This is a genomic window from Maribacter polysaccharolyticus (genome assembly GCF_028882255.1).
Lineage (GTDB): Bacteria > Bacteroidota > Bacteroidia > Flavobacteriales > Flavobacteriaceae > Maribacter_A > Maribacter_A polysaccharolyticus.
On sequence record NZ_JARBUY010000005.1, the window covers coordinates 139867 to 162311 of the forward strand.

A 22445-nucleotide genomic window follows, 5' to 3' on the forward strand; every position below is an offset into this window, starting at 1 on the left:
ATTTCAACTACCGTAGGCAATGCCCCTATAACCAGGAAATCCGGACAGGGATTTAGGATAGGGGCATGATCTAGGTCTAAAATTTCAAAAGCATTGGGGCAACCGATTGTTGTGGCTATCCGCAATGGCCGCCAACCCCAATTCCCAACTATTCCATACCAACCCCAATACGGTCCATTACCACAACCCCATACGGAGATTGATCGAAAATGAATTCAATAGTACTTACCCGTTCCAAATCCAGATCGGCATTCCTATCCATAAATGTTTCCAAGGGAAAGTGATAGGTCTGCAGCTGTACTTCCCAATCTTCACCGATCATTTCCTTATCCAAAAATTTGAATTTGGTAAAACGTGTTTTCAACGGCTTGGGGATTGCTTTTACCTCACTGACCTTGAGGGAGGATGTTTGCCCCGATCTATCGGTCAATTGAATGCTGAAATCCAATCGGGGTACTTCCCTTTCTTCCTTTTCATGCCCCCCCTCCTTTTTGTCTTCCGCATCATTATCTTGCAACCATTCATGATTACCGGCACCTAAGGTCAATTGCAAATATGACCCCAAATCAAAAAGGGATTTACCTGCATCTGACAGGGATATTTTATAGGTGCCTTTAGCCATCGTGCTTTTAACATCCCCATGGTCCCACCCCAGTATCAGCGCATTGTTTTCTTGGGAACCCCCGTCACGTGTAGTTAAATTCCGTTCCTTCCACAGAGCCATATCAGTGGCTTTTAATAAGGTTCCATCCTTTGCCCCTGTAATATCGAAATCTTCTTCAAAATCGGCTATGGTCTTGAATCCGGAAGCTTCAAAATGGGTTAAATAGTGCTCCATCGGCAACCATGGCCTGGCAATGGCGATATTCTTGAATACGGCCCGATACGCTTTGTTGTACTTTAGCGTGGATTCTGCGAAGGCACTTATAAATACTTTGGCTGCTTCCTGCTGTTGCCCTTCTTCAAGTAATGGATCCAGGTTCAACAACCATTTGGACGGTGCCCCAAAATCCGAATTGCCCCAGGTGGAGTTGAATTGACCATGGTTGGCATGGTGGATATATACCCCGGATTTAAACCTGGAAATGGAATCGGTATACTGTAACCTGTGATATGGGCGCATTCCCCAAAAACTGACCTCATCGGAATCATATGATCCCTGAAGGCTTAAAAAATTCAGATCCTTCAATATGATCTTTCGGTCATACCTATAATCCGTAGGGGCCAATGCAACCACGCCTTTTATGTCAAAACCGAAATCGAATTTCTCTTTTGCATTATCGGGAAAATAGGGCAGCTTATTAAATGCAGCCGCAATGGATACGGCCTCCCCGCCCCTTGAATGCCCCACCAACATTATATTGTCCATATCCACTTTCCGTGCCAGCCCATGACCTTTGGTTGCGTTCCAACTTTCCCACTGTTCAAGGTGCTTAAGCAGTAACCAAGCCCTGGCAGGCATTTCCTTACCCCTAAAATCGCCAGACCAATGACCGTTCAGGAAATTTTCATCTACCGATACGGCAATGATCCCCCTACTGGCCAATAATTCCCCAAGGTAACCATAACCATCATCGGAATAATCGATCATGCTGTGGTTACCATGCACGATAAGCGTCAAAGGAAACGGACCCTCACCTTCCGGCATATACACCCTACCGTTCAATGGAAAGTCCTTGGCCCCAAAACCCCAATATCGTTCACGCCATTTTTTCTTTTTACCCTTCCAATCCGGTATCAGCCCTTTAGCATTTACGGGATTTGTGGTATACGTTACCCCCTCGGCAAATTCATCACGGTTTTTATCGGTACCGCTACCATAAGTGAATGTGCTTACTCCATAAGGGCCGGCAGCGGCCGGATTTTCCAGTTGACCTTGGGTTGATGAAAAATCATCGTTATCGGTAAAAGCCAAAGGAACTTCCTTGTCAAACGGGTCGGTCCCTTGATCCGCCAAGGTATATAAGACATAACCAACCCCCAAAAGTGCAATTCCCAGTGCACTACCCGTCAGTAGGGATTTTTTTCCAAGAAACCCATATAAGGCAATACAAAAGAAAATGCCCAATGCTACAATAGCACTATAGAACAAAGTGGGCCAACCGAAACCGACGAATTTCAGGATTATAAAACCTCCAATACCACTGAGGACGGCAACGATGGATTTCAAAGGGATTTTACGCAACAGTTTCCCGATGACAAGAAATAATGCGTAAAGGACCATATTTATGACCAAGCCCAAAAAAATACCGATGAACATCATTGCGACAGGAGGCCATCCCGTTAAAAAATGATAGCCTGCTATGCCATAAAAAATAAGGGATAAAAGGATAATGACGGACAGTAATCTATTTTTCATATAATTGGATAATTCCGGTGGTTATTTCGCATGAATTTAACCATCTTGCCTTAATTTTGACCAACCATAGGTTATTTTTCAATATTCCATAATAATCAGGATTACGGATTATTTATATGGCCTTATTGCCTTCTTAAAACATGGAATATGTAAAGATTGAAAATGGGTGTGCCGATATAAATTAAATCCGTTCGGTTGAACTGCAATTAGAACCTTTTGATAGCAGTTCCCGGAATATCGTTTAGTGGTAACCCTTAGGGAAATTCAGATAATCGATTATCGATAAATACTAAATTCGGAAATAAAACGAACATGGAAACAAAAAAACAAAACACACATCAACTGGCATCGGAAAAATTAATCGGTTCTGTAGTATCGATCGGGGACGATCGTGCTACGGTCACCTTGACCATTACCAAGGAAATGATCGTTGATACGTATAATCTTTCCCACGGTAGTTTTGTTTTCGGACTGGCGGATTATGCTGCCATGCTTGCTGTAAACGAACCCACAGTGGTTTTAGGAAAAGCAACTTCAAAGTTTATAAAACCGGTAGTTTTAAACGACGAAGTAACCGCGATTGCAGTCATCAGTGATAATTCAAATGGAAAAAAGGTAATCGTGTCGGTTACCGTAAAAAATCAAAAAGAGGAATTGGTCTTTGAAGGTGAATTTGTTTGCTTCGTTTTGGAAAAACACATTCTGGAAGACTGATGCAATGAGGTAAGGTTTTGCTTTCTGTACCGTAATACCTAATGATCAAGAACACCCCGTTACGAAAATCAAGACCAGGTCCTTACCCCTGGGTTGCGCAGCTAGGTACATTTTGGTTGATAACTGTTAGTGATACCACTTTCATTATAGCCTTATTTTAACTATTTTAGGGTATGATTTTCCTGTATGCGCTATGGCGGTTCAGGAAAAAAAGGACCAAAACGGAAGTCAGGGTCCTACACCAAAAATATTCATAAAGGGTAGGCAAGGTTCGCAGCTGCCACATTCATTGGCTTTCTTACCCTTTAAAAGCAAAAATGCTCCCCCTTTTATGGTTATCCGTAAAAAGAAACCGGCAAAAATAAAACGTTGCCTGTCTTTCTTTTCCACCCCGTTTTTTGGGGGTGAAAATGTTTTTACGGCCTTTTAATAAGTCGGTAACAACTAAAAACAATGAAAACATGAAAGTAAACGCTTATGCGGCTTTAGAGCCGAATGGAAAATTAAAACCTTTCTCCTATGAATTAGGCCCCTTGGGATCCGAGCAAGTAGATATTAAAGTGGCCTATTGCGGGATTTGTCATTCCGATTTGAGTATGATAAACAACGAATGGGAAATGACGGAGTATCCGATTGTACCCGGTCATGAAATCATCGGTGAAGTCGTTGCTATAGGTGAGGCCGTCAAAAATGTCAAGATTGGGGACCAGGTGGGTTTAGGGTGGTTTTCGTCTTCATGTATGAGTTGTCCGCAATGTATGGACGGATCCCATCATTTATGTGTGGAATCCGAATCCACGATCGTTGGAAGACATGGTGGCTTTGCCGATTATGTACGTGGACATTGGTCATGGGCCATTCCACTTCCCGATGGCATCGATTTAAAGAAAGCAGGGCCCTTACTTTGTGGCGGCATTACGGTCTTTAATCCAATAATCCTTTCCGGGGTAAAACCAACCGATCGTGTGGGTGTAATCGGAATCGGGGGCTTGGGACATATGGCACTCAAATTCTTAAAACATTGGGGATGTGAGGTCGTGGCATTTAGTTCGAACCCCAATAAAAAAGAAGGGATTCTCGCCATGGGAGCCAACAAAGTAATCGACTCAAGAGATCCCAAAGCATTGGAATCGATTGCAGGTAGTCTCAATTTTATCCTCAACACCACCAATGTGAGTTTGGATTGGAACTCCTACTTAATGACTTTGGCCCCCAAAGGAAAATTCCATACCGTGGGTGCGGTTTTGGAACCAATGGCTATTCCCGCATTCAGTTTGATCATGGGTGAAAAATCGGTCGGAGGAAGTCCCTTGGGAAGTCCCGCACTCACCAAGACCATGCTCGATTTTTGTGTAAGACATGATATTTACCCGACGATAGAGGAATTTCCATTGGAAAAAATAAACGAAGCGATAGAACACCTCGAAAAAGGAAAAGCCCGATTTCGAATCGTATTGAAAATTCAATAGCAGTGACCGGTAGTACCAAAATTCATTGTGGTTTGCTACCCAACCGAAACAAGGGTAAGGATCAAGGGTCGATTCCCCGGAAAATCGACCCTGGTGCCCAACCCCGTACCGAGCTATTCGATAGACGGTCATGCTCCACTAGGGGCTACCCACAAACCACGAAGTTCGGCAAAGATCACTTTCCATTGGGACATCCCCTCAAAATTCCAAAAACCCATCGGCCATAAAAAAACGAAAACCATGAAATCCAAAATAGAACCGATCATTCTGGTATTTATATTTTTCTTCAGTATTACAACTCAGGGACAACGCCAACTACGAACGCTAATGGAAGGGTTTCCCTCGGTCATGGATCAACCCCATGCACAAGAACACCCGGATGCCAAAGCATTGGGACCGGCCTTATTCAATCATTTACCCCCTCTAAAAGAGCGGTATTCCCCGGTCAAGAAGCAATTTGTAGGCACTTCTGACGGTAAGCTTTATTTGAGGGCACAAAAATCGGATGCCCATATATGGTCATTACCTCCGGAAAAAGGATTCTATTGGCATATAGACAATGCTTTATGGTCTCCGAATGGGCGATATCTGGTGGCCAAGCAGGTAGACGATCGCGACGTGCCCGAAATTGTACTTACAACAGTGGACCCGGAAACCAAAACCTCCAAAAAATATAGTAGGGCGGGCCAAAACATACCAAAACACATTTTTTATATCATTGAGCAAAAGACGGGTAATCATATCAAAATAGATCTGCCGCCAGAGCTACCCTACATCCATGTATTGGAATGGAGCAATTCAGGGGATAAAATTTATCTCCTTGCGGCCGATCGGCTTATGAAGGAAGTACACTTACGAATGATAGATGCTACCACCGGCAAGGCGACGACCATGCTTACCGAAAAGGCCGACACCTATATATTGGGATTGGAATTATTGCAAGGGTATTCCGATGCATTACAAAATATGGATCTAGCGGTTTTCCTTGATAAGAAACAGCAATTTACTTGGTTGAGCGAGCGCAGTGGCCATAAACAGATTTATCTTTACGACTATGACGGTACCCTTATAAGACCATTGACCGATCATACCGAAAACGGTATTGTAGCGTACATAGACCATATAGATAAAGAAACGGGGTGGTTGTACTTTCTTGCCCATTCGAATGCCGATCGTCCGTACGACCTTCAGCTATTCAAAACCAACTTACATGCGCCACAAATACTAAAAATCGTGGATACCCCGGGGCTTATGGAACTCAAGGTACCGACAGATACCGATACGCTTTGGGTACTGCGTTCCAAACTTCCCAGAACCTTGCAAGTGGATCGGTATTCGCCCCAAGGGGAATATTATGATACGGCATGGGAAGGAAACTTTTCGGCAGTAGGTGAAAATTATTTCAATTATGAGTATGTAAATGCAAAGGCCGCCGATGGCACCACCGATCTTGAGGCCCTTATCCTAAAACCCAAGGCGTTGGACCCGATCCAAAAATATCCCATTGTTGAATATATTTACGGGGGCAACTTCATGAATGTGGTCCCTCGTAATTTATTGGAACCCCAATTGTGGGAAATGAACTCATTGGCACAGGAGGGTTTTATCGTAGTCTTCATCGATGGTAGGGGAACCCCTGGACGAGGAAAAAAATTCAAGGACTTTAGTTATGGAAAATTCGGACAGGTAGAACTGGAAGACCATACCACCGTTTTGAAACAAATCGCAAAGGACAGACCTTATATGGATTTGGGGAATACAGGGATCATGGGACATAGTTGGGGTGGGCATTTTGCACTCCGGGCATTGCTCGAAGCACCGGAAATATACAAGGCCGGTCATATCAACGCTCCTGCTTTTGAACCCAGTGAATTTAGGGTAGTTATCGAAGCCTTTATGGGATGTTTGCCCCAAGACTGTCCTGAATTGTATCAAAAATCGAGTATCATGGCCAAGCTAAAGCACCTAAAAGCACCGATAATGATCGTTCATGGCACTAATGATGATGATGTACCTATTGAGGATTCTTACAAACTTGTAAAGATGTTGGACGCATTGAATTACCGAAACCATGAATTTGAAATTTATCCGGGCTATGATCATATCGTAATGAGAAACCGGGAATGGCTTCCGAATATGATCCGTTTTTTTAAAGCACATTTGAAATGACGCCTGCGTAAAGACCTACTTCAACAATCAATACTCTTAACCCATTTGTGTATATTTGGCCCAAGGAAAACCCAAAGGGTAGCCGCAAGGTTCGTTTCCTTATGGCCTAAAGGGTATTCGTTCGCCTTAACAATAAACCAGTATACATTTCATGGAAGCTTCTGAACTGAAAACATTTATCCAAGGTATTCCTAAAGCGGAACTTCATTTGCATATCGAAGGAAGTTTTGAGCCCGAACTCATGTTCCAAATAGCCAATAGGAATCAAATAGCCATGGATTATGATTCCGTAGAAGCATTGAAAAAGGCGTATAATTTCAATAATCTCCAAGAATTTCTAGACATCTATTACACCGGGGCACAGGTCTTGATCCACGAACGGGATTTTTACGATTTGACTTGGGCCTACCTGACTAAAGTGCACGATCAAAATGTTGTTCATGTAGAGGTGTTCTTCGATCCACAGACCCATACCGAAAGAGGGATCGGATTCGATGTTGTCATTAAGGGAATTTATTCAGCCCTAGAAAGAGCCAAAAAAGAACTGAATATTTCTTATAAATTGATCATGTCGTTCTTACGCCATTTGAGTGAGGAAGAAGCCTTTAAGACCCTGGAATCCTCATTACCTTTCAAGCATTGGATCGATGGAGTGGGATTGGACTCCTCTGAAGTCGGGAATCCTCCAAGTAAGTTCGTCAATGTGTTTAAAGCGGCCGCCGGCCATGGTTACAAATTGGTGGCACACGCCGGGGAAGAAGGTCCCGCTGATTATATTTGGGAAGCCCTCGACCTATTGAACGTTGTGAGGATAGACCATGGCAATCGTTGTTTGGACGATGATAACCTGGTGAAAAGGTTACTTGATAAAAACATTCCGTTAACCTTATGCCCATTGAGCAATCTAGAACTTAAAGTCATCCAAAGAATGGAAGATCACCCCGTTTCAAAAATGCTTGAAAAAGGATTATTGGCAACCATCCATTCCGATGACCCTGCTTATTTTGGAGGTTACATGAACGAGAATTATTATGCCACGGCCAAAGGTTTAGACCTTAGTAAAGATCAATTGATGCAATTGGCCATCAATGCGTTTGAAGCAAGTTGGTTGGATCCGGAAACCAAAGCCTTGCGGATTTCCGAGGTAAAGAACTATTTCAATCCGTAGCAGAAACAAGGCTTGGATACGATATACCCCTTATCAGTGTAGCGTAAGCTTTAAACCTATTTCCAAAGTGCCCTGATCCCGTTTTGGTTTCGCTTTTGCAACATTCCACATGGTTTTCAAAGGGGTCTTCCATAAATCCGAGACCTTACTTTCCCTCCTATCGAAAATTCATCATTAGTCAAGAAACCCCTATCTTTACAGGTTTAAATTACGGTCGGAAAAACCCATAGCCCGAGTCCCTTTACAAGATCAAGAATCACCATGAAAAAACACATTCCCCTTTTTGTATGCGCCTTAATACTGTTATTTTCCTGTTCGGAGAAAAAAACAAAGGATAATATGGTTCCGAAACCGACCAACGGTCCCGTTGTGAACGGTGTTTCCTTGGTTGTCCTGGGAACCATACAGGATGCCGGATTTCCACAGATCGGATGTACCAAAAGTTGTTGTGCCAAGGCTTTTGAAGAGCCCGACCATGCGAAGAAAGTAGTTTCTTTGGGATTGATAGACCCCGAAAACGACAAAACCTATCTCTTTGATGCTACCCCGGATATGGTGACACAAATGAAGATGCTTACCCAACTCGAAACGAAAAGCGATAAGGAACTGGCAGACGGTATTTTTTTGACCCATGCCCACATAGGACATTACACGGGATTGATGTTTTTGGGAAAAGAAGCTATTGATGCCAAGGGTGTACCCCTCTATATCATGCCTAAGATGAAAGATTTCCTGGTTAATAACGGGCCTTGGAGCCAACTGGTAACAAGACAGAATGTAATACTGAATGAACTGGAACAGGAAAAATCCGTTCAATTATCAAAAGATATTGAAGTAATCCCTTTTAAGGTCCCCCATAGGGATGAATTTTCCGAAACCGTTGGATATAAGATAAAGGGGCCCACTAAAAGTGCCCTGTTCATTCCGGATATCGACAAATGGGAGAAATGGGAAAAGCAGGTCATCGATGAGATAAAGCAGGTAGATTACGCATTCATAGATGCCACTTTCTTTAATGGCAAAGAAATAAATAACCGCGACATGGCTGAAATACCCCATCCTTTTGTTATTGAAAGTATGGAAAAGTTCAAAGGACTGAGTAAAAAGGAAAAAGGCAAAATCGTTTTCATCCATTTCAACCATACCAATCCTTTGATCGATCCCAAAAGCGAGGAAACCCAATACGTGCTTGAACAAGGGTTCAATATTGCCAGAATGAATACGACCTATGAATTGTGACCTAAAGCAATAACCAAGTCCTTTCAGAATTTCTTTGATTGAATATTTTACTTGTAAATTGCATTTGTAATACTGATTTTCAACACCCTATAAACATCCTGAAGTTTTTTTGGGTCATTACACAAAGTACCTGTAAAACATAATCGTACATAAACATCGACCCTATTGAAACCCATATCGTTCCCCAATTGGAGACTCCCATTCGACTTCAGGAGTATGGGGTAGGTATTTTTAAAACAGTCCCTACAAAATCCGCATTGAAGAAAGCCTTAAAGAAAAAGTATATCAGGGTAAATGATGTCTTTGCCACCACGGCCACGTTTATAAAAGGAGGGGAATGTATACATCTAACCCAAGTGGTAGTACCGGGCGCGAAGAAAAAACCCATTTTTCCCCTTAAGGTTTTATTCGAGGACGAACACTTCGCAGCAATCCATAAACCTGCGGGCATTTTGGTTAGCGGAAATCGTTTTAAGACCATTGCCAATGCGCTCGACCAAAACCTTGAAAAAAGTAATCTGCCCGATGCCACGACACCACAACCCGTTCACCGATTGGATTATGCAACCACAGGCATAGTACTGGTAGGTAAGACAAGCGACAGTATTCGTAGGTTAAATAAACTATTTGAACACAGGGCGGTAAAGAAAACCTATTATGCCGTTACGATTGGGGAAATGGAACCTAAAGGGGAAATCACTTCAGAGGTTGACGATAAACAATCACATACGGTGTATACGCTTTGCGAAACATTGCCTTCCCAAAGATTCGACAAACTCAACTTGGTACGATTGGAGCCCAAAACAGGTAGAAGACATCAATTGCGCAAACATTTATCATCTATCGGAAACCCCATATTGGGGGATAAGGAATACGGCATCGAAAACCTGATTTTAAACGGTAAAGGATTATACTTGCACGCCTATTCCTTACAATTCGAACATCCATTTACCCATGAAGAAATGCATCTAAAAGATGAACTACCGAAGCGGTTCAATAAAATATTCGATCTGAAAAAATAATCGGATCGAAATACGAACGTTCCTCCGATAAACCACTTAAATCGATAGTCCCTGAATATGGAATTACCAGAGTATACCTTTCCATTTATCAATTCCGACAATTACATGGGGCGTATGGTACTAAATCGTGAAATCTTACGTCCTAACAGCCCTTGTTGAGGGTAATCACCAGTATTTTTTCTACTTTTTGGGTTAAATCCGATCATAATGAAAGTCTTGAAACCAATCTTGTATATCTATCTTTTGTTCATTTGGGGTTGTCAGCCCCAAGGAACATTATTTAAAGATGCCCTTTGTATCGAAAACATCTCGATAATCGATCCTGAAGTTGGCCTGGTCTCAAATCAAACCGTTATCATCAAAGATGGAAAGATTTTAAAAATAAGTGACTCCGCCGAACTAAAGTTAGCCAGTGAAAATACCATTATAGACGGAAATGGCAAATATCTGATTCCCGGCCTTTGGGATGCCCATGTCCATTTTGCCTATATAGAAGATTTAGCTCCGCGAATGTTCGATTTATTTCTAGGCTATGGTATTACCAGTGTAAGGGATACGGGAGGAAAAATCGATTTCGTAAAAGATTGGAAAGACAAAGCATTGGCCGACCCGACGAAAGCTCCCCGTGTGATGATTGCAGGCCCACTTTTAGACGGACACCCCAATGTATACGATGGTAGTGATGCCGGACATCCTCCCCTTTCGGTAGGTCTAAGATCAATTGAAGATGTAACCCAAAAAATCAATGAACTCGATAGCCTAGGTGTAGACCTACTTAAGGCGTACGAAATGTTAAGCCCGGAACTTTTTGCAAAAATCATTGAGCAGGGAAAGGAGAAAGGACTTAAGGTTACCGGTCATGTTCCTTTAAGTATGGATGTCATAAGTGCATCCAATCTTGGTCTCAACAGTATGGAGCACCTTCGCAACCTGGAACTTTCATGCGCTTCGAACAGCGAAGAACTGTTCCTTGAACGGCAAAGGGTCCTAGCGACCGATTTGGGTGAAACAGGAAGCCAAAGAAGGAGTAAGATACATGACCTGCAGCGCAAAAGTGCCGTTGAAAATTATGATGACGTCAAGGCCGACGAAGTATTGAAGGTATTGGCAAAAAACGATACATGGCAGATCCCGACCATAACATTGAATACCATGTTCACAGAGCGCTATTTTGAAAAGGAAGACTGGAAAAAAAGCTTCACCTATTTACCCGATCATATGGAAAACGATTGGAAGAAAGGCATTGAAATGGTAATGACCAAAGCACCATCCGATTTTGACCGCCAATATACACAATGGAAATTGATGATGGTAAAAAAAGTACACCAAGCTGATATTGAAATAATGGCAGGTACCGACTGCCCCATTTTCTATTTGACCCCAGGTTTGAGTTTGCATGAAGAACTGGCCGTTTTGGTAAGGTCGGGACTATCTCCGCTAGAGGCTTTAAAAACGGCCACGGTTAATCCGGCAGCCTATTTCGGCCTTGAGGATGAACTGGGATCGATAAAGGAAAATATGTGGGCCGATTTGGTTATTCTTGATGCCGATCCATTGGAAAATATTGAACATACCAAGAAAATCAATGCAGTTATTAAACAGGGTAGACTTATAAATCGGGAAACCCTCGACGAACTTTTAAAAGGTACGGACCAGTAGGCTGTACGATAAATTGTTTTGATGGCCCCAAAATCATATAAGTCGAGGCATCATTCAACCCAACATATCAATCCTTGAACGTAATCGTGAACGTTGTACCTTGGTTGACCTTACTATCCACAGTGATAGTGCCCCCGAGGGCCACCACATGATTGTAGACCAAATAAAGGCCTACCCCTTTGCTGTCCTCATTCCCGTGAAACCTTTGGTTCAAATTGAAAATAAGATGACCCACCTTCTCCATATCAAAGCCAAGCCCATTATCCGAAAAGGTAAACGTTTTTTTGCCATCCCTTACGGCTGTACTTATGGAAATTACGGGGGAAACCTTCGGTTGTGCGTATTTAATCGAATTGGTAATGAAATTGAGACAAATACTCTCTAAATAAGCGGCATTGAACGCAACACTTTCCAAGCCCGAAAAATCGATATGGAATTTTGTGCCTGACTTTTTTATCAATGTCCGTATCGTACTTTGGACTTTTTCGAGTGTGGTTTTGAAAAACACTTCTTCCAAATTTTCACTATGGGCATCACTTTGCTTGAACGTATCTACATAAGTATCCAGGGAAGTTTTAAGGCCTTCTGCCGAAAGTCGTATAAAATTGAGTATCTCCTTGGTGTCGTCATCATCGATTTTACCATTATCTATTAAATCGATCATGGAAATCAGATTATTCACGGGCGATCTTAAGTCATGGGAAGTCGTATAATTCAGCTGCTTAAGTTTTTCGTTGGATTGGGTAAGTTTACTTAAGTGGGATATACGTTCATTTTCCAATTCTTTTTTATGGGTAATATCCTTGGCGATGGCATAGATCAATTGTTCTTCCGGTACAGGTATCGATGTCCAATGCAGCCATACAATCTCACCGGACTTGCACACATAACGATTTTCAAAATCAACCAGCGCAATATTGTCCTTCAATCTCTTTCTTCGTTCCGCTGTGCGTTCCTTGTCCCCTTCGTAAATGAATTCTGAAATCAATCTTGATTTTAATTCCGCTTCCGAATAACCCAATAATGAGACAAGAGCGGGATTGATATCAACGAAATACCCTTCATAATTGGCGATACATAAACAATCTTTGGAAAGATTGAAAAAAGGTGCTAACTGTAGGTTCATCGGCTTTGCTTCATTTGGATAAGGTATTAACACCTTGGTTCCAATCATATCACTATTTGTTTCCATTCACTCTAAAACGTATATATTCGGTAAGTTATTGGCGGTACACCTTTAAAATGCCATGGTGCCAATATCAGTAAGTTTGCAATTTAAGAAAACCATTACGTATCTTTCCTTCAAAAATCAATGTTTTATAAAATTATTCCCGCCCTTTTGTTAATGGGTTTTTCCGCAGTCGGCCAAGAACCAAAAATGGAATGGAATCCCGACCATAAAATCACCATTGACGATTTTAAGGCTCCCCAGACAACTATCGGTCCTGCGGCCAATGCTGTACATGTCCAATCCGGCGTCGGCATAGAATTCGCTTTGCAGATGAACAATATTGAATTCATGTTCACTAAGAACTTCAACCCAAAAGTGGTGTGTACGTTCCAAAAGGAAGCTGCCACCTTAACGGCCCCGGACAGTTTAAAGGCCAAACAACTGATCCATCTTATTCAATACGATTATGACCTTTCCGAACTTTATACCCGGAAAATCAGGAAAGAACTGTACGAGAATAAAAAAACGTTTTCCAATGTCACCTTTTTTCAGCCTTATTATGATAAAATGATCGCGGAGCGCAATGCTGCCAGCTCAAAAGTATATGCCGAGACGGACTTTGGGACAAATACCCTGCTATTGGAGGAAGAACATAAAGCCGTTCTCAAAGAAATTCAAAAATTATCGGATTATTGTAAGGTCTGTAAACCTCCCAAAAAGGGAAAAAAGCAGGAATAATGACCGTTGGCCATATAAATGAAACAGCATACCATACCAATTGAAGTTCATTAAACGGTGGTTCCCATCCACTCAAAAATCCCCTTCTTCCTATTCCGATTCTTAATGACCCTGTCCGATTTCCGAACCATGAACATCATGCCTGTGGCAAGCAACACCCTATGATCCACTAAAAAATAAAATTTCACCAGATTATGACAATTGTCAGAGACGGTTTTTAAAATCAATCGTATATTTGCGATAAACTTTTATATATCATGCATAAGACAATTAAGATTCTGGGTGTTGGTAGCGCAAAGTACCGATCAATACCCCCCTTTACAAAGGTGAAATATCGAATGTACCTAGATAATCTTGGATACGCCTGTATTACCCATTTAAGGTCGCTGCGATTAGGCAGAAGGCCATTTTTCAAAGAAATCGATCTTGCCCTTTGAAAGGCACCATAAATACTATTTACCATGTTTGATTGGATACAACACTTAGCGGATTGGCTGGTCTATGAAGTCCTGGAATTGGTCAAAGGACAACATTTGGCAGAAGCATTGAACTTTTTTATTTACGATACCATAAAAATCTTACTATTACTCCTTGTCGTCATCTTTCTAATGGGGGTCGTAAACAGTTACTTTCCTATTGACCGGGTTAAAAATTACCTGTCCAGAAACAAATTATATGGACTTGAATACCTTTTGGCGAGCCTTTTCGGGGTGGTAACCCCTTTTTGTTCCTGTTCATCGGTACCCTTGTTCATTGGCTTCGTCAGTGGGGGCATTCCTTTAGGGGTTACCTTTGCTTTTTTGATTACCTCACCTCTGGTCAATGAAGTCGCCATAGGATTGTTTGTAGGCTTATTTGGATTGAAAATCACCATAATTTATGTCGTAAGCGGCATTATCCTGGGTACCTTGGCTGGTAGGATCCTACAGCAGTTGAAATTGGATCCCTACTTAACACCATGGGTTCATGAGGTCTTGGCCAATGCCCAAAAGGACCAGGATATTTTTCAGGCCGAAAATCAATCCTTTAAACAGCGTTTGCCCATTATTTGGAAGGAAGCCTCCAATATCCTTAAAGGGATTATCCCCTATGTGATCATCGGGATTGCCATAGGCGGATTAATGCACGGTTATATACCCCAAGGATTTTTTGAACGGTATATGGCCAAAGACAATCTTTTTGCCGTACCCATAGCCACCATATTGGCCGTTCCTATGTATTCCAATGCATCGGGCATACTTCCCGTTGCACAGGTTTTGGTATCAAAAGGGATTCCATTGGGAACTGCCATTGCCTTTATGATGGGGGTCGTAGGCCTGTCGTTACCGGAAGCAATGCTCTTGAAGAAAGTAATGACCTTAAAATTGATTGCCATCTTCTTTGGGGTAGTCACCCTTTGTATCATTTTTTCAGGATATTTATTCAACATCATACTTTAAACCAATAAAAACCAATGCCATGAAAACACTTAAAGTAGCAACCATTTTAGCCATTAGCTGTATGTTGACCTCTTGTAAGGAGCAAGAAAAAAACAATACCCAAACCGTCGAACAGACTGCTTCCAAGATTGAAATGGTTGACTTTCACTCGACCCATAGATGCATGACCTGCAAAGCCATTGAAGCCAATACCGAATATACGCTCAAAACGTATTTTGCAAAGGAATTGAATGAGAACAAAATCACTTTTCAGGTCATTAATGTAGATGAAAAGGAAAATGGGGCAATTGCAGAAAAGTTTGAGGCTTCGGGTACCTCCTTATTCTTGAATGTCGTAAAAAACGGAAAGGAAACCCCTATGGATTTAACCGATTTTGCCTTTATGAAAGGAATTGACCAAGAAGCATTTTCCAAAGATCTGAAAGCGAAAATAGACACAGCACTAGAAAAACTCTAAACGGATCACTCTTTATCCTTCGTAAAAATTTCTGATTATACTCCGGTATCCGGGACGAACGGCCTAGACCCAGGGTCAAGGCCTTTCTATTTGTAATTGCCTTATGCAACTATAGGTATCTTATATGTTGGTTTCTTACCTATGGATTATGAAAATTAAGGATATATACCAGATCGTAAATGCAATAAGGTCTTTTTTTTATCACGACCAAAAAAGCTTGATAAAAGAGCTTGCAAATTATGCCTTTCAAGCGACCTATATTCTTGAAAAAGAATATCCAAGGTCAGATAGCACTCCCGTAACGCATACCATTTTTATCGCAATTAGTATGGCCGCACCTACAATAAGGATTAAAAAAATCGATTTAAACCTTATTAAAAACATGCATAAACCATTCATTATTTTTTACTTTGCTTTTTTTGTGGCCATGGGCCATATGCCCAGACCAAATTGGAAAAAGAAGTGCGTATTAAAGAAGCATCGGTTCCCGAAATTGACATCAGCTTTGTTGACTCCATCAACTTCAATAAAAAAGTGGGATGGTATCGGGAAAATACGAACAACAAAACCTCCATTGAGGCAAATTCGAGGAAAAATGGAAAAAAATACAGTATCGAATTCAACAGGGATGGCACCTTGGAAGATGTGGAGATGGAAATTGATTGGGATGATATAACTAACCATGTACGCACTAAGATATCGGGCTACCAAGACCATGAATCCACGAAATACAGCATAGACAAAGTACAGGTACAACATTTAAGTACATCCAGGATTATTTGGAGCTATCTGCAAGAGGACCTTCTCCTGGACGGACTTACATTCAATTATGGAATGGTGATCTCCACAAAAGAAAAAAAGCCTTTAAAACGTATGGATATTTGTTTACTGGGGAGGCCTCCTATGTAAGATCATGGGAAATCATCCAAAGTAACACCGATAATTTTGAATTTTAATGATAAAAAATTTCTTGATACCAATTGCCCTTATGACCAGTATATTGGTAAACGCACAAAGCACCTATGAACTGGGCATTTTACCATCACTTAATTTGAGCAAGGGTCTTGAACATGGGTATAAGGTGAGTTTTAAATTAGAGTCCCGGCAACTGTTCAAGGAAGGTTTTATCGCCATGCAGAACGATTTTGACCATCAGTATGTCCTGACCGACCTGACCACTATGGTCGCCAAGAAAGTCGCGACAAACAAATCGGTCGCCTTGGGGTATTTATTTCGCCTGAAAGCGGGGAAGGTTTTGCATAGGGGCCTACAGCAATATGCAACTACGAAGAGGTATACCGGATTTCAAATGTCGCACCGTTTTTTGATGGATCAAACCTTTGGGGACTCATTTAAGACCTTATATAGGTTGCGCTATAGGATCGGGGCCGAAATCCCGTTAAGCGGTGATAAGGTCGACCCCAAAGAACCCTATTTCAAAATATACCATGAATATGTAAACGGTTTACAGGCCGGGGTATATGATTTGGAGGTTAGACTATGTCCTTTTATAGGCTATGTCTTTACCAGTAAACGGAAACTGCAGTTTGGCCTTGATTACCGAATAAAATCCTTTGTAAACGACAGTACCTTCAATCGATTTTTTATCGGAATCAATTGGTTCCAAGCATTTTGACTTTGTTTATTTAGGTAGGTTACGGGGCGTAATGAGCATTGACCAATATCCGTTCCTTTGTAAGGGGTAAATTGAAGTGGTCAAGGGTGAACACCTTTAAACCTCCTCGACCAACAATCGGTCACAAATCGATTTTCCAAAGACCCGATTCGAAATCCCATTATAGGCAATGGTGTAACTACCATCAAAATGCTCTACATGTTCAACTGAAATCTTCGTGCCCAGTTTAATCGATTTCTTATTAAGGTATTGCAAGAATTCAGCGGAACTATCCCGCAAAGCTTTGATGATCAATGTGGAACCAACGGGCATTTCGGATAATCGACGGTATTCCCGCTTATTGAAATTTCCATTTTTATCGGGGATGGGAGAGCCGTGGGGATCCGTGGTAGGAAAACCCAATATTTCATCCATCCGGTCAAATAGCTTCCCTGTTTTTATATGTTCCAATTCTTCAGCGATTTCATGTACTTCTTCCCAACCGAACTTCATTATTTGGGACAAGAACATTTCGGACAAACGGTGCTTGCGTATGACCGTAGCTGCAAGCTTTTTGCCCTTAGCGGTAATTTTAATCGGTTTGTATCTCTCGGAAACCACAATCCCTTCAGCTTTCAGTTTCTTGACCATATCATTCGCGGTAGGCTTGCTTACCTTCAATTCCGCTCCCAAATCAGATAGGGAAATCTCCTCATTTTTCTGATGCAGATAAAATAAAGCCTTGATATAGTTCTCCTTGGTTTTGGATGCCATCCCTCTTTTTCCACAAATGTAGAAATATTCCAATACATATTTTGTTAGATTACTCTAACTTTATACTTTTGTCGATGTAATATTATTTTTATGAATACTTTAAAGACAATACCTCTCATACTATTTTTGAGCTTCATTTCTGTTGCCAATGCCCAGCAAACGGGTAAAGTCTCCGGAATGGTCACCGTGGAGGACAAACCGGTGGAGTTTGCCCAAATCTTGATCGCATCGACCTCAATGGGAGCAGTAACCGATCATCAGGGTAAATTTACCATCAACAATGTGCCCTTTGGATCGTATCGCATAAGAGCTTCATATATTGGGTATGTCGATGTAACCAAAGAACTAGCCCTAACCAAAAACCAGCCGGAAATACTATTGGATTTTAAGCTGACCGAACAAACCATGCAATTGGACAATATTGTGATTACCGGGACCAAAACGTACAAACGGCAAACCGATTCTCCCGTAATCGTCAATGTCATGAATAGTGTGACACTCGACAATGTACAAGCTTGCAACCTTTCAGAAGGTTTAAGATTTCAACCGGGATTGCGGGTAGAAACCGATTGCCAAACCTGTAATTACACGCAGCTTAGGATGAACGGCCTCGCCGGTGGTTATTCCCAAATATTGATTAACGGTCGGCCGATTTTTAGTCCACTTACCGGATTGTACGGGATGGATCAATTACCCGCCAATATGATCGACCGTATAGAAGTGGTTCGGGGCGGTGGGTCTTCCCTCTATGGTTCAAGTGCCATTGGTGGAACCGTGAACGTGATTACCAAAATTCCCAAAAACAACGGCTTTGAACTTAATTACACCTATCACAATATAGATTCCCAAACTTCCGACCATACCTTAAGTGCCAATGCCACCGTAATTTCCGAACAAAAGAACTCTGGCATTTCTTTATTTTTAAACCGAAGGGAAAGAGGGTTATACGATAACAACGATGACGATTTTTCTGAAATTGCCCTGATGAAAACCACCGCCGTTGGCACCAATATGTTCTTTATCCCTAAAGACAACCAGAAACTGGAACTTAATCTTAGCTACATAGACGAATATAGGTTCGGTGGCGAAATGGTACCGGAGAAACCCGCATATCTTGCCCAACAATCGGAAGAAAGAACACACAATGTATGGATGGCCAGCGCAGATTATCAAATAAACCTCAACAATGATAATACCTCCATTATCACCTATCTGGCATGGCAGAACACCGATCGTGAACACTATACGGGTATTATGCCCAATGAAGGAACTACTGCTTATGAGGATTTCCTGGAAAATCCACCATACGGGACCTCGAACGTAAAAACCTACACTTTGGGGGGGCAAATCAATTACGGGCTAAACGACTTCTTCAATACTAAAAATGTTTTGACCCTGGGTACGGAATATGTTTATGACGATGTTCTTGATGAGATTCCGGCCTATGCCTATTTAATAGACCAGACCACCAAAGATTATGGCCTATTTCTACAAAGTGATTGGGAAATAACCCCTAATCTAAACTTGCTATCAGGCGTTCGAATGGACATACACAATTTGTTGGATAACGCTGTTTTTAGTCCAAGGGCATCACTCCTGTACAAATACAGAGAAAACACACAACTTCGATTTAGCTACGGAACCGGTTTCAGGGCACCACAAGCTTTCGATGCCGACTTACACATCGCTTTTGCCGGAGGTGGAATTTCCCGGGTTTTGTTGTCCCCCGACTTAAAACAGGAAAACTCCCAAAGTTTCAGTACCTCACTGAATTTTGATAGCCCCATGGAGGATTGGATTGCCGGTTTTACGATCGAAGGCTTTTATAATCGTTTACTCGATGCCTTTTTTCTACAACCCATTGGGGAAGACGAATATGGGGAACTATTTGAAAAGCAAAATGGAGGCGGCGCTACAGTAAAGGGGATTACCTTGGAGTTAAGGGCCAATTACAACAGAAAAATACAGTGGGAAAGTGGATTCACCCTACAATCCAGTGCATTCGATGATCCCGTGGAATATATTGAAGGTTTGGCCGGTATCAGGGAGTTTACCCGTACCCCGAACGAATACGGGTATGCCATTTTGACCTTCAGTCCCACCGAAAAATTCAATACGACACTGAATTACGTTTATACCGGGACCATGCAAATACCCCATTTTGCGGGGGCGCCCAACCAAACCGTGGATGAACTGATCACATCGGATGCCTTTTCGGAAATAAGTACAAAAATAGGATACACCTTGACCTTAGAAAAAATGGGGACGAAACTGGAGTTGTACGGGGGCGTTAAAAACATTTTAAATGCCTACCAAGATGATTTTGATATCGGAAAAAACAGGGATAGCAATTACATCTATGGCCCTGGACAACCCAGAACCTATTTCATTGGGATAAAACTAAAATCCATTTAAACCCCATGCTCAAGAGCAATAATCATGTTTTACCCTGGTAAAACGTAAGCCCTAATTTTGGATACCCCTTTTTAGTGCGTTTTCAAATAGTCGAGCACATTATTCGCTATTCGCTCCTGGATATTCGAGATATCGGCTTTTTCAAAAGTTTCCCCTGTAATATTCTCGTAAAGTTCTATATAGCGATCCGATACGGTTTCAATGTAGGCATCACTCATTTCGGGCAAGGTCTGTCCTTCCAACCCCTGAAAACCATTGGCAATCAGCCATTGGCGTACGAACTCTTTCGAAAGTTGTTTTTGGGCCGCTCCCTTATTTTGGCGCTCTTGATAACCCTCCGCATAGAAATAGCGGGAGGAATCCGGCGTGTGTATTTCATCGATCAAAACGATCTTGCCGGTCTTGGTCTTACCGAATTCATACTTGGTGTCGACCAAGATCAACCCCCTTTTTGCGGCAATTTCGGTTCCCCTTTGGAACAACGCCTTGGTGTATTCCTCCAAGACCTGATAATCCGCTTCGGAAACAATTCCCCGTGCAATGATATCGGCTCTGGAAATATCCTCATCATGATCCCCCATTTCGGCTTTGGTGGCCGGGGTGATTATGGGTTCCGGAAATTTATCGTTCTCTTTCATTCCCTCGGGCATGGGAACCCCACAAAGCATTCGTTTACCCGCTTTGTATTCCCTTGCGGCATGTCCCGAAAGATATCCCCGTATGACCATTTCAACCTTAAAAGGCTCGCAGGCATGGCCTATGGCCACATTGGGATCGGGAGTTGCCAATAACCAATTCGGCACGATATCTGCCGTTTCGGCCATCATTTTAGTGGCAATTTGGTTCAATATCTGTCCTTTGTACGGAATTCCCTTGGGCATCACCACGTCAAAGGCAGAAAGACGATCCGTAGCGATCATGACCATAATATCATCCTCAAGACGATATACCTCCCTTACTTTACCTTTATAAACACTTAGTTGGCCCGGAAAATTGAAATCTGTATTCGTTATCGTTTTGCCCATTGGGTATGCTTAATTATGATGTTCAATGTTTTTGTATGCATCGATTACTTTCTTGACCAGTTTATGGCGAATGACGTCCTTGTCATCCAAATAGATCATTTCTATACCTTCTACATTACCTAAGATCAATAAAGCTTCCTTTAATCCCGAAATGACCCTTCTGGGCAAATCTATCTGTCCGGGATCCCCGGTAATCAGGAATTTGGCATTTTTCCCCATACGGGTCAGGAACATTTTCATCTGTGCATGGGTGGTATTCTGGGCTTCATCAAGGATCACAAAGGCATTATCCAAGGTCCTACCCCTCATAAAGGCCATCGGTGCGATCTGTATGGTTCCGTTTTCAATGAAATGCGCCAATTTCTCGCTCGGGATCATATCCCTCAAAGCATCATACAAAGGTTGCATATACGGATCCAATTTTTCTTGAAGATCTCCTGGCAAGAATCCAAGATTTTCCCCTGCTTCGACCGCTGGTCGGGTCAAAATGATCCGTTTTACCTGTTTTTCCTTTAGGGCCTTTACTGCCAAGGCCACCCCGGTATAGGTCTTACCCGTACCTGCGGGACCAATGGCGAATACCATATCGTTTTTTAAGGAGGCCGCTACCAACTTGCGTTGGTTCATGGTCTGTGCCTTGATCAACCGGCCACTGACCCCATGCACCAATACCTCCCCACTGCTCGCGGGCGCTTCATAGTCATCCTTACCATTGCTTGTCATTACCCGTTCTATGCTGTTTTCGTCCAGAGTATTGTATTTTATAAAGTGTTGGGAAAGCATATCGAACTTTTTATCGAATTCCTCCAAAAGCTCCTCGTCCCCATAGACTTTTATTTTATTTCCCCTGGCCACGATCTTCAGCTTTGGGAAATACTTCTTTATGATGTCTATATTCTCGTTTCCTTGTCCAAAAAACTCCCTTGGACTGATCTCGATAAGTTCTAGAATTAGTTCGTTCAAAAAATGGTGCTTTGTTAAATTAGAGCCAGAAATAATAATAATTTCACAG

At 42.0% G+C, this 22445-nt stretch carries 18 protein-coding genes; 13 read left to right on the top strand and 5 right to left on the bottom strand.

Features of this window, described 5'->3' with window-relative positions; all coding sequences use genetic code 11:
* Positions 1-148 precede the first annotated feature (148 nt).
* Positions 149-2359 (bottom strand): hypothetical protein, encoded by a 2211-nt coding sequence (locus PHU20_RS16345; RefSeq protein WP_274826477.1) that lies wholly within the window; start codon positions 2357-2359, stop codon positions 149-151.
* Between the two features lie 312 nt (positions 2360-2671).
* Between PHU20_RS16345 and PHU20_RS16350 the strand changes: the two genes are divergently transcribed.
* The 7 genes from PHU20_RS16350 to PHU20_RS16380 all read left to right on the top strand — a co-directional run bounded on the left by PHU20_RS16350 (position 2672) and on the right by PHU20_RS16380 (position 11799).
* The gene (locus tag PHU20_RS16350; protein ID WP_274826478.1) at positions 2672-3073 is read left to right on the top strand and encodes a MaoC/PaaZ C-terminal domain-containing protein; all 402 of its coding nucleotides are present in this window, start codon (positions 2672-2674) and stop codon (positions 3071-3073) included.
* 461 nt (positions 3074-3534) lie between these two features.
* Entirely contained in the window at positions 3535-4542 is a 1008-nt protein-coding gene (ahr, locus tag PHU20_RS16355; RefSeq protein WP_274826479.1) for an NADPH-dependent aldehyde reductase Ahr, read from the top strand.
* A 240-nt stretch (positions 4543-4782) separates the two neighbouring features.
* Entirely contained in the window at positions 4783-6711 is a 1929-nt protein-coding gene (locus tag PHU20_RS16360; protein WP_274826480.1) for a S9 family peptidase, read from the top strand.
* Positions 6712-6862: 151 nt separating this feature from the next.
* Complete coding sequence (locus PHU20_RS16365) at positions 6863-7879, top strand: adenosine deaminase (protein ID WP_274826481.1); 1017 nt, start codon at positions 6863-6865, stop codon at positions 7877-7879.
* Between the two features lie 261 nt (positions 7880-8140).
* On the top strand, positions 8141-9118 hold the full coding sequence (locus PHU20_RS16370; RefSeq protein ID WP_274826482.1) for an MBL fold metallo-hydrolase: 978 nt from the start codon (positions 8141-8143) through the stop codon (positions 9116-9118).
* 188 nt (positions 9119-9306) lie between these two features.
* Positions 9307-10140 carry an RluA family pseudouridine synthase gene (locus PHU20_RS16375; protein ID WP_274826483.1) on the top strand — a complete coding sequence of 278 codons (834 nt, stop codon included), beginning with the start codon at positions 9307-9309 and terminating at the stop codon, positions 10138-10140.
* A 207-nt stretch (positions 10141-10347) separates the two neighbouring features.
* Positions 10348-11799 carry an amidohydrolase family protein gene (locus tag PHU20_RS16380; RefSeq protein ID WP_274826484.1) on the top strand — a complete coding sequence of 484 codons (1452 nt, stop codon included), beginning with the start codon at positions 10348-10350 and terminating at the stop codon, positions 11797-11799.
* Positions 11800-11866: 67 nt separating this feature from the next.
* On the opposite strand, the gene PHU20_RS16385 is transcribed toward PHU20_RS16380, so the two are convergent.
* Positions 11867-12925 carry a sensor histidine kinase gene (locus PHU20_RS16385; RefSeq protein ID WP_274826485.1) on the bottom strand — a complete coding sequence of 353 codons (1059 nt, stop codon included), beginning with the start codon at positions 12923-12925 and terminating at the stop codon, positions 11867-11869.
* 186 nt (positions 12926-13111) lie between these two features.
* On the opposite strand from PHU20_RS16385, the gene PHU20_RS16390 reads away from it, so the two are divergent.
* The 5 genes from PHU20_RS16390 to PHU20_RS16410 all read left to right on the top strand — a co-directional run bounded on the left by PHU20_RS16390 (position 13112) and on the right by PHU20_RS16410 (position 17240).
* Positions 13112-13708: a hypothetical protein gene (locus PHU20_RS16390; protein ID WP_274826486.1), complete on the top strand. Its 597-nt coding sequence runs from the start codon at positions 13112-13114 to the stop codon at positions 13706-13708.
* A 461-nt stretch (positions 13709-14169) separates the two neighbouring features.
* Positions 14170-15147: a permease gene (locus tag PHU20_RS16395; protein WP_274826487.1), complete on the top strand. Its 978-nt coding sequence runs from the start codon at positions 14170-14172 to the stop codon at positions 15145-15147.
* A gap of 19 nt (positions 15148-15166) precedes the next feature.
* Positions 15167-15604, top strand: a complete 438-nt coding sequence (locus PHU20_RS16400) for a nitrophenyl compound nitroreductase subunit ArsF family protein (RefSeq protein ID WP_274826488.1) — start codon at positions 15167-15169, stop codon at positions 15602-15604.
* 462 nt (positions 15605-16066) lie between these two features.
* On the top strand, positions 16067-16513 hold the full coding sequence (locus tag PHU20_RS16405; RefSeq protein ID WP_274826489.1) for a hypothetical protein: 447 nt from the start codon (positions 16067-16069) through the stop codon (positions 16511-16513).
* Positions 16514-16559: 46 nt separating this feature from the next.
* Positions 16560-17240, top strand: a complete 681-nt coding sequence (locus PHU20_RS16410) for a DUF2490 domain-containing protein (protein WP_274826490.1) — start codon at positions 16560-16562, stop codon at positions 17238-17240.
* Between the two features lie 96 nt (positions 17241-17336).
* Here the strand turns inward: PHU20_RS16410 and PHU20_RS16415 are convergent, their stop codons facing one another.
* Positions 17337-17993: a metal-dependent transcriptional regulator gene (locus tag PHU20_RS16415; protein WP_274826491.1), complete on the bottom strand. Its 657-nt coding sequence runs from the start codon at positions 17991-17993 to the stop codon at positions 17337-17339.
* Between the two features lie 90 nt (positions 17994-18083).
* Between PHU20_RS16415 and PHU20_RS16420 the strand changes: the two genes are divergently transcribed.
* Positions 18084-20408 (top strand): TonB-dependent receptor, encoded by a 2325-nt coding sequence (locus PHU20_RS16420; RefSeq protein ID WP_274826492.1) that lies wholly within the window; start codon positions 18084-18086, stop codon positions 20406-20408.
* Positions 20409-20479: 71 nt separating this feature from the next.
* On the opposite strand, the gene PHU20_RS16425 is transcribed toward PHU20_RS16420, so the two are convergent.
* Together PHU20_RS16425 and PHU20_RS16430 are read right to left on the bottom strand one after the other, a co-directional pair.
* Positions 20480-21433 carry a phosphoribosylaminoimidazolesuccinocarboxamide synthase gene (locus PHU20_RS16425; RefSeq protein ID WP_274826493.1) on the bottom strand — a complete coding sequence of 318 codons (954 nt, stop codon included), beginning with the start codon at positions 21431-21433 and terminating at the stop codon, positions 20480-20482.
* Positions 21434-21442: 9 nt separating this feature from the next.
* A complete protein-coding gene (locus PHU20_RS16430) occupies positions 21443-22396 on the bottom strand; it encodes a PhoH family protein (protein WP_274826494.1) in 954 nt (317 codons plus the stop codon).
* Positions 22397-22445: the final 49 nt, after the last annotated feature.

Bases quoted from the DNA above. Each gene is read 5' to 3' on its own strand.
- ahr (WP_274826479.1), top strand. From the start codon at position 3,535: ATGAAAGTAAACGCTTATGCGGCTTTAGAGCCGAATGGAAAATTAAAA.
- PHU20_RS16400 (WP_274826488.1), top strand. From the start codon at position 15,167: ATGAAAACACTTAAAGTAGCAACCATTTTAGCCATTAGCTGTATGTTG.
- PHU20_RS16420 (WP_274826492.1), top strand. From the start codon at position 18,084: ATGAATACTTTAAAGACAATACCTCTCATACTATTTTTGAGCTTCATT.
- PHU20_RS16380 (WP_274826484.1), top strand. From the start codon at position 10,348: ATGAAAGTCTTGAAACCAATCTTGTATATCTATCTTTTGTTCATTTGG.
- PHU20_RS16350 (WP_274826478.1), top strand. From the start codon at position 2,672: ATGGAAACAAAAAAACAAAACACACATCAACTGGCATCGGAAAAATTA.
- PHU20_RS16370 (WP_274826482.1), top strand. From the start codon at position 8,141: ATGAAAAAACACATTCCCCTTTTTGTATGCGCCTTAATACTGTTATTT.
- PHU20_RS16395 (WP_274826487.1), top strand. From the start codon at position 14,170: ATGTTTGATTGGATACAACACTTAGCGGATTGGCTGGTCTATGAAGTC.
- PHU20_RS16410 (WP_274826490.1), top strand. From the start codon at position 16,560: ATGATAAAAAATTTCTTGATACCAATTGCCCTTATGACCAGTATATTG.
- PHU20_RS16345 (WP_274826477.1), bottom strand. From the start codon at position 2,359: ATGAAAAATAGATTACTGTCCGTCATTATCCTTTTATCCCTTATTTTT.
- PHU20_RS16385 (WP_274826485.1), bottom strand. From the start codon at position 12,925: ATGAACCTACAGTTAGCACCTTTTTTCAATCTTTCCAAAGATTGTTTA.
- PHU20_RS16390 (WP_274826486.1), top strand. From the start codon at position 13,112: ATGTTTTATAAAATTATTCCCGCCCTTTTGTTAATGGGTTTTTCCGCA.
- PHU20_RS16360 (WP_274826480.1), top strand. From the start codon at position 4,783: ATGAAATCCAAAATAGAACCGATCATTCTGGTATTTATATTTTTCTTC.
- PHU20_RS16365 (WP_274826481.1), top strand. From the start codon at position 6,863: ATGGAAGCTTCTGAACTGAAAACATTTATCCAAGGTATTCCTAAAGCG.
- PHU20_RS16425 (WP_274826493.1), bottom strand. From the start codon at position 21,433: ATGGGCAAAACGATAACGAATACAGATTTCAATTTTCCGGGCCAACTA.
- PHU20_RS16415 (WP_274826491.1), bottom strand. From the start codon at position 17,993: ATGGCATCCAAAACCAAGGAGAACTATATCAAGGCTTTATTTTATCTG.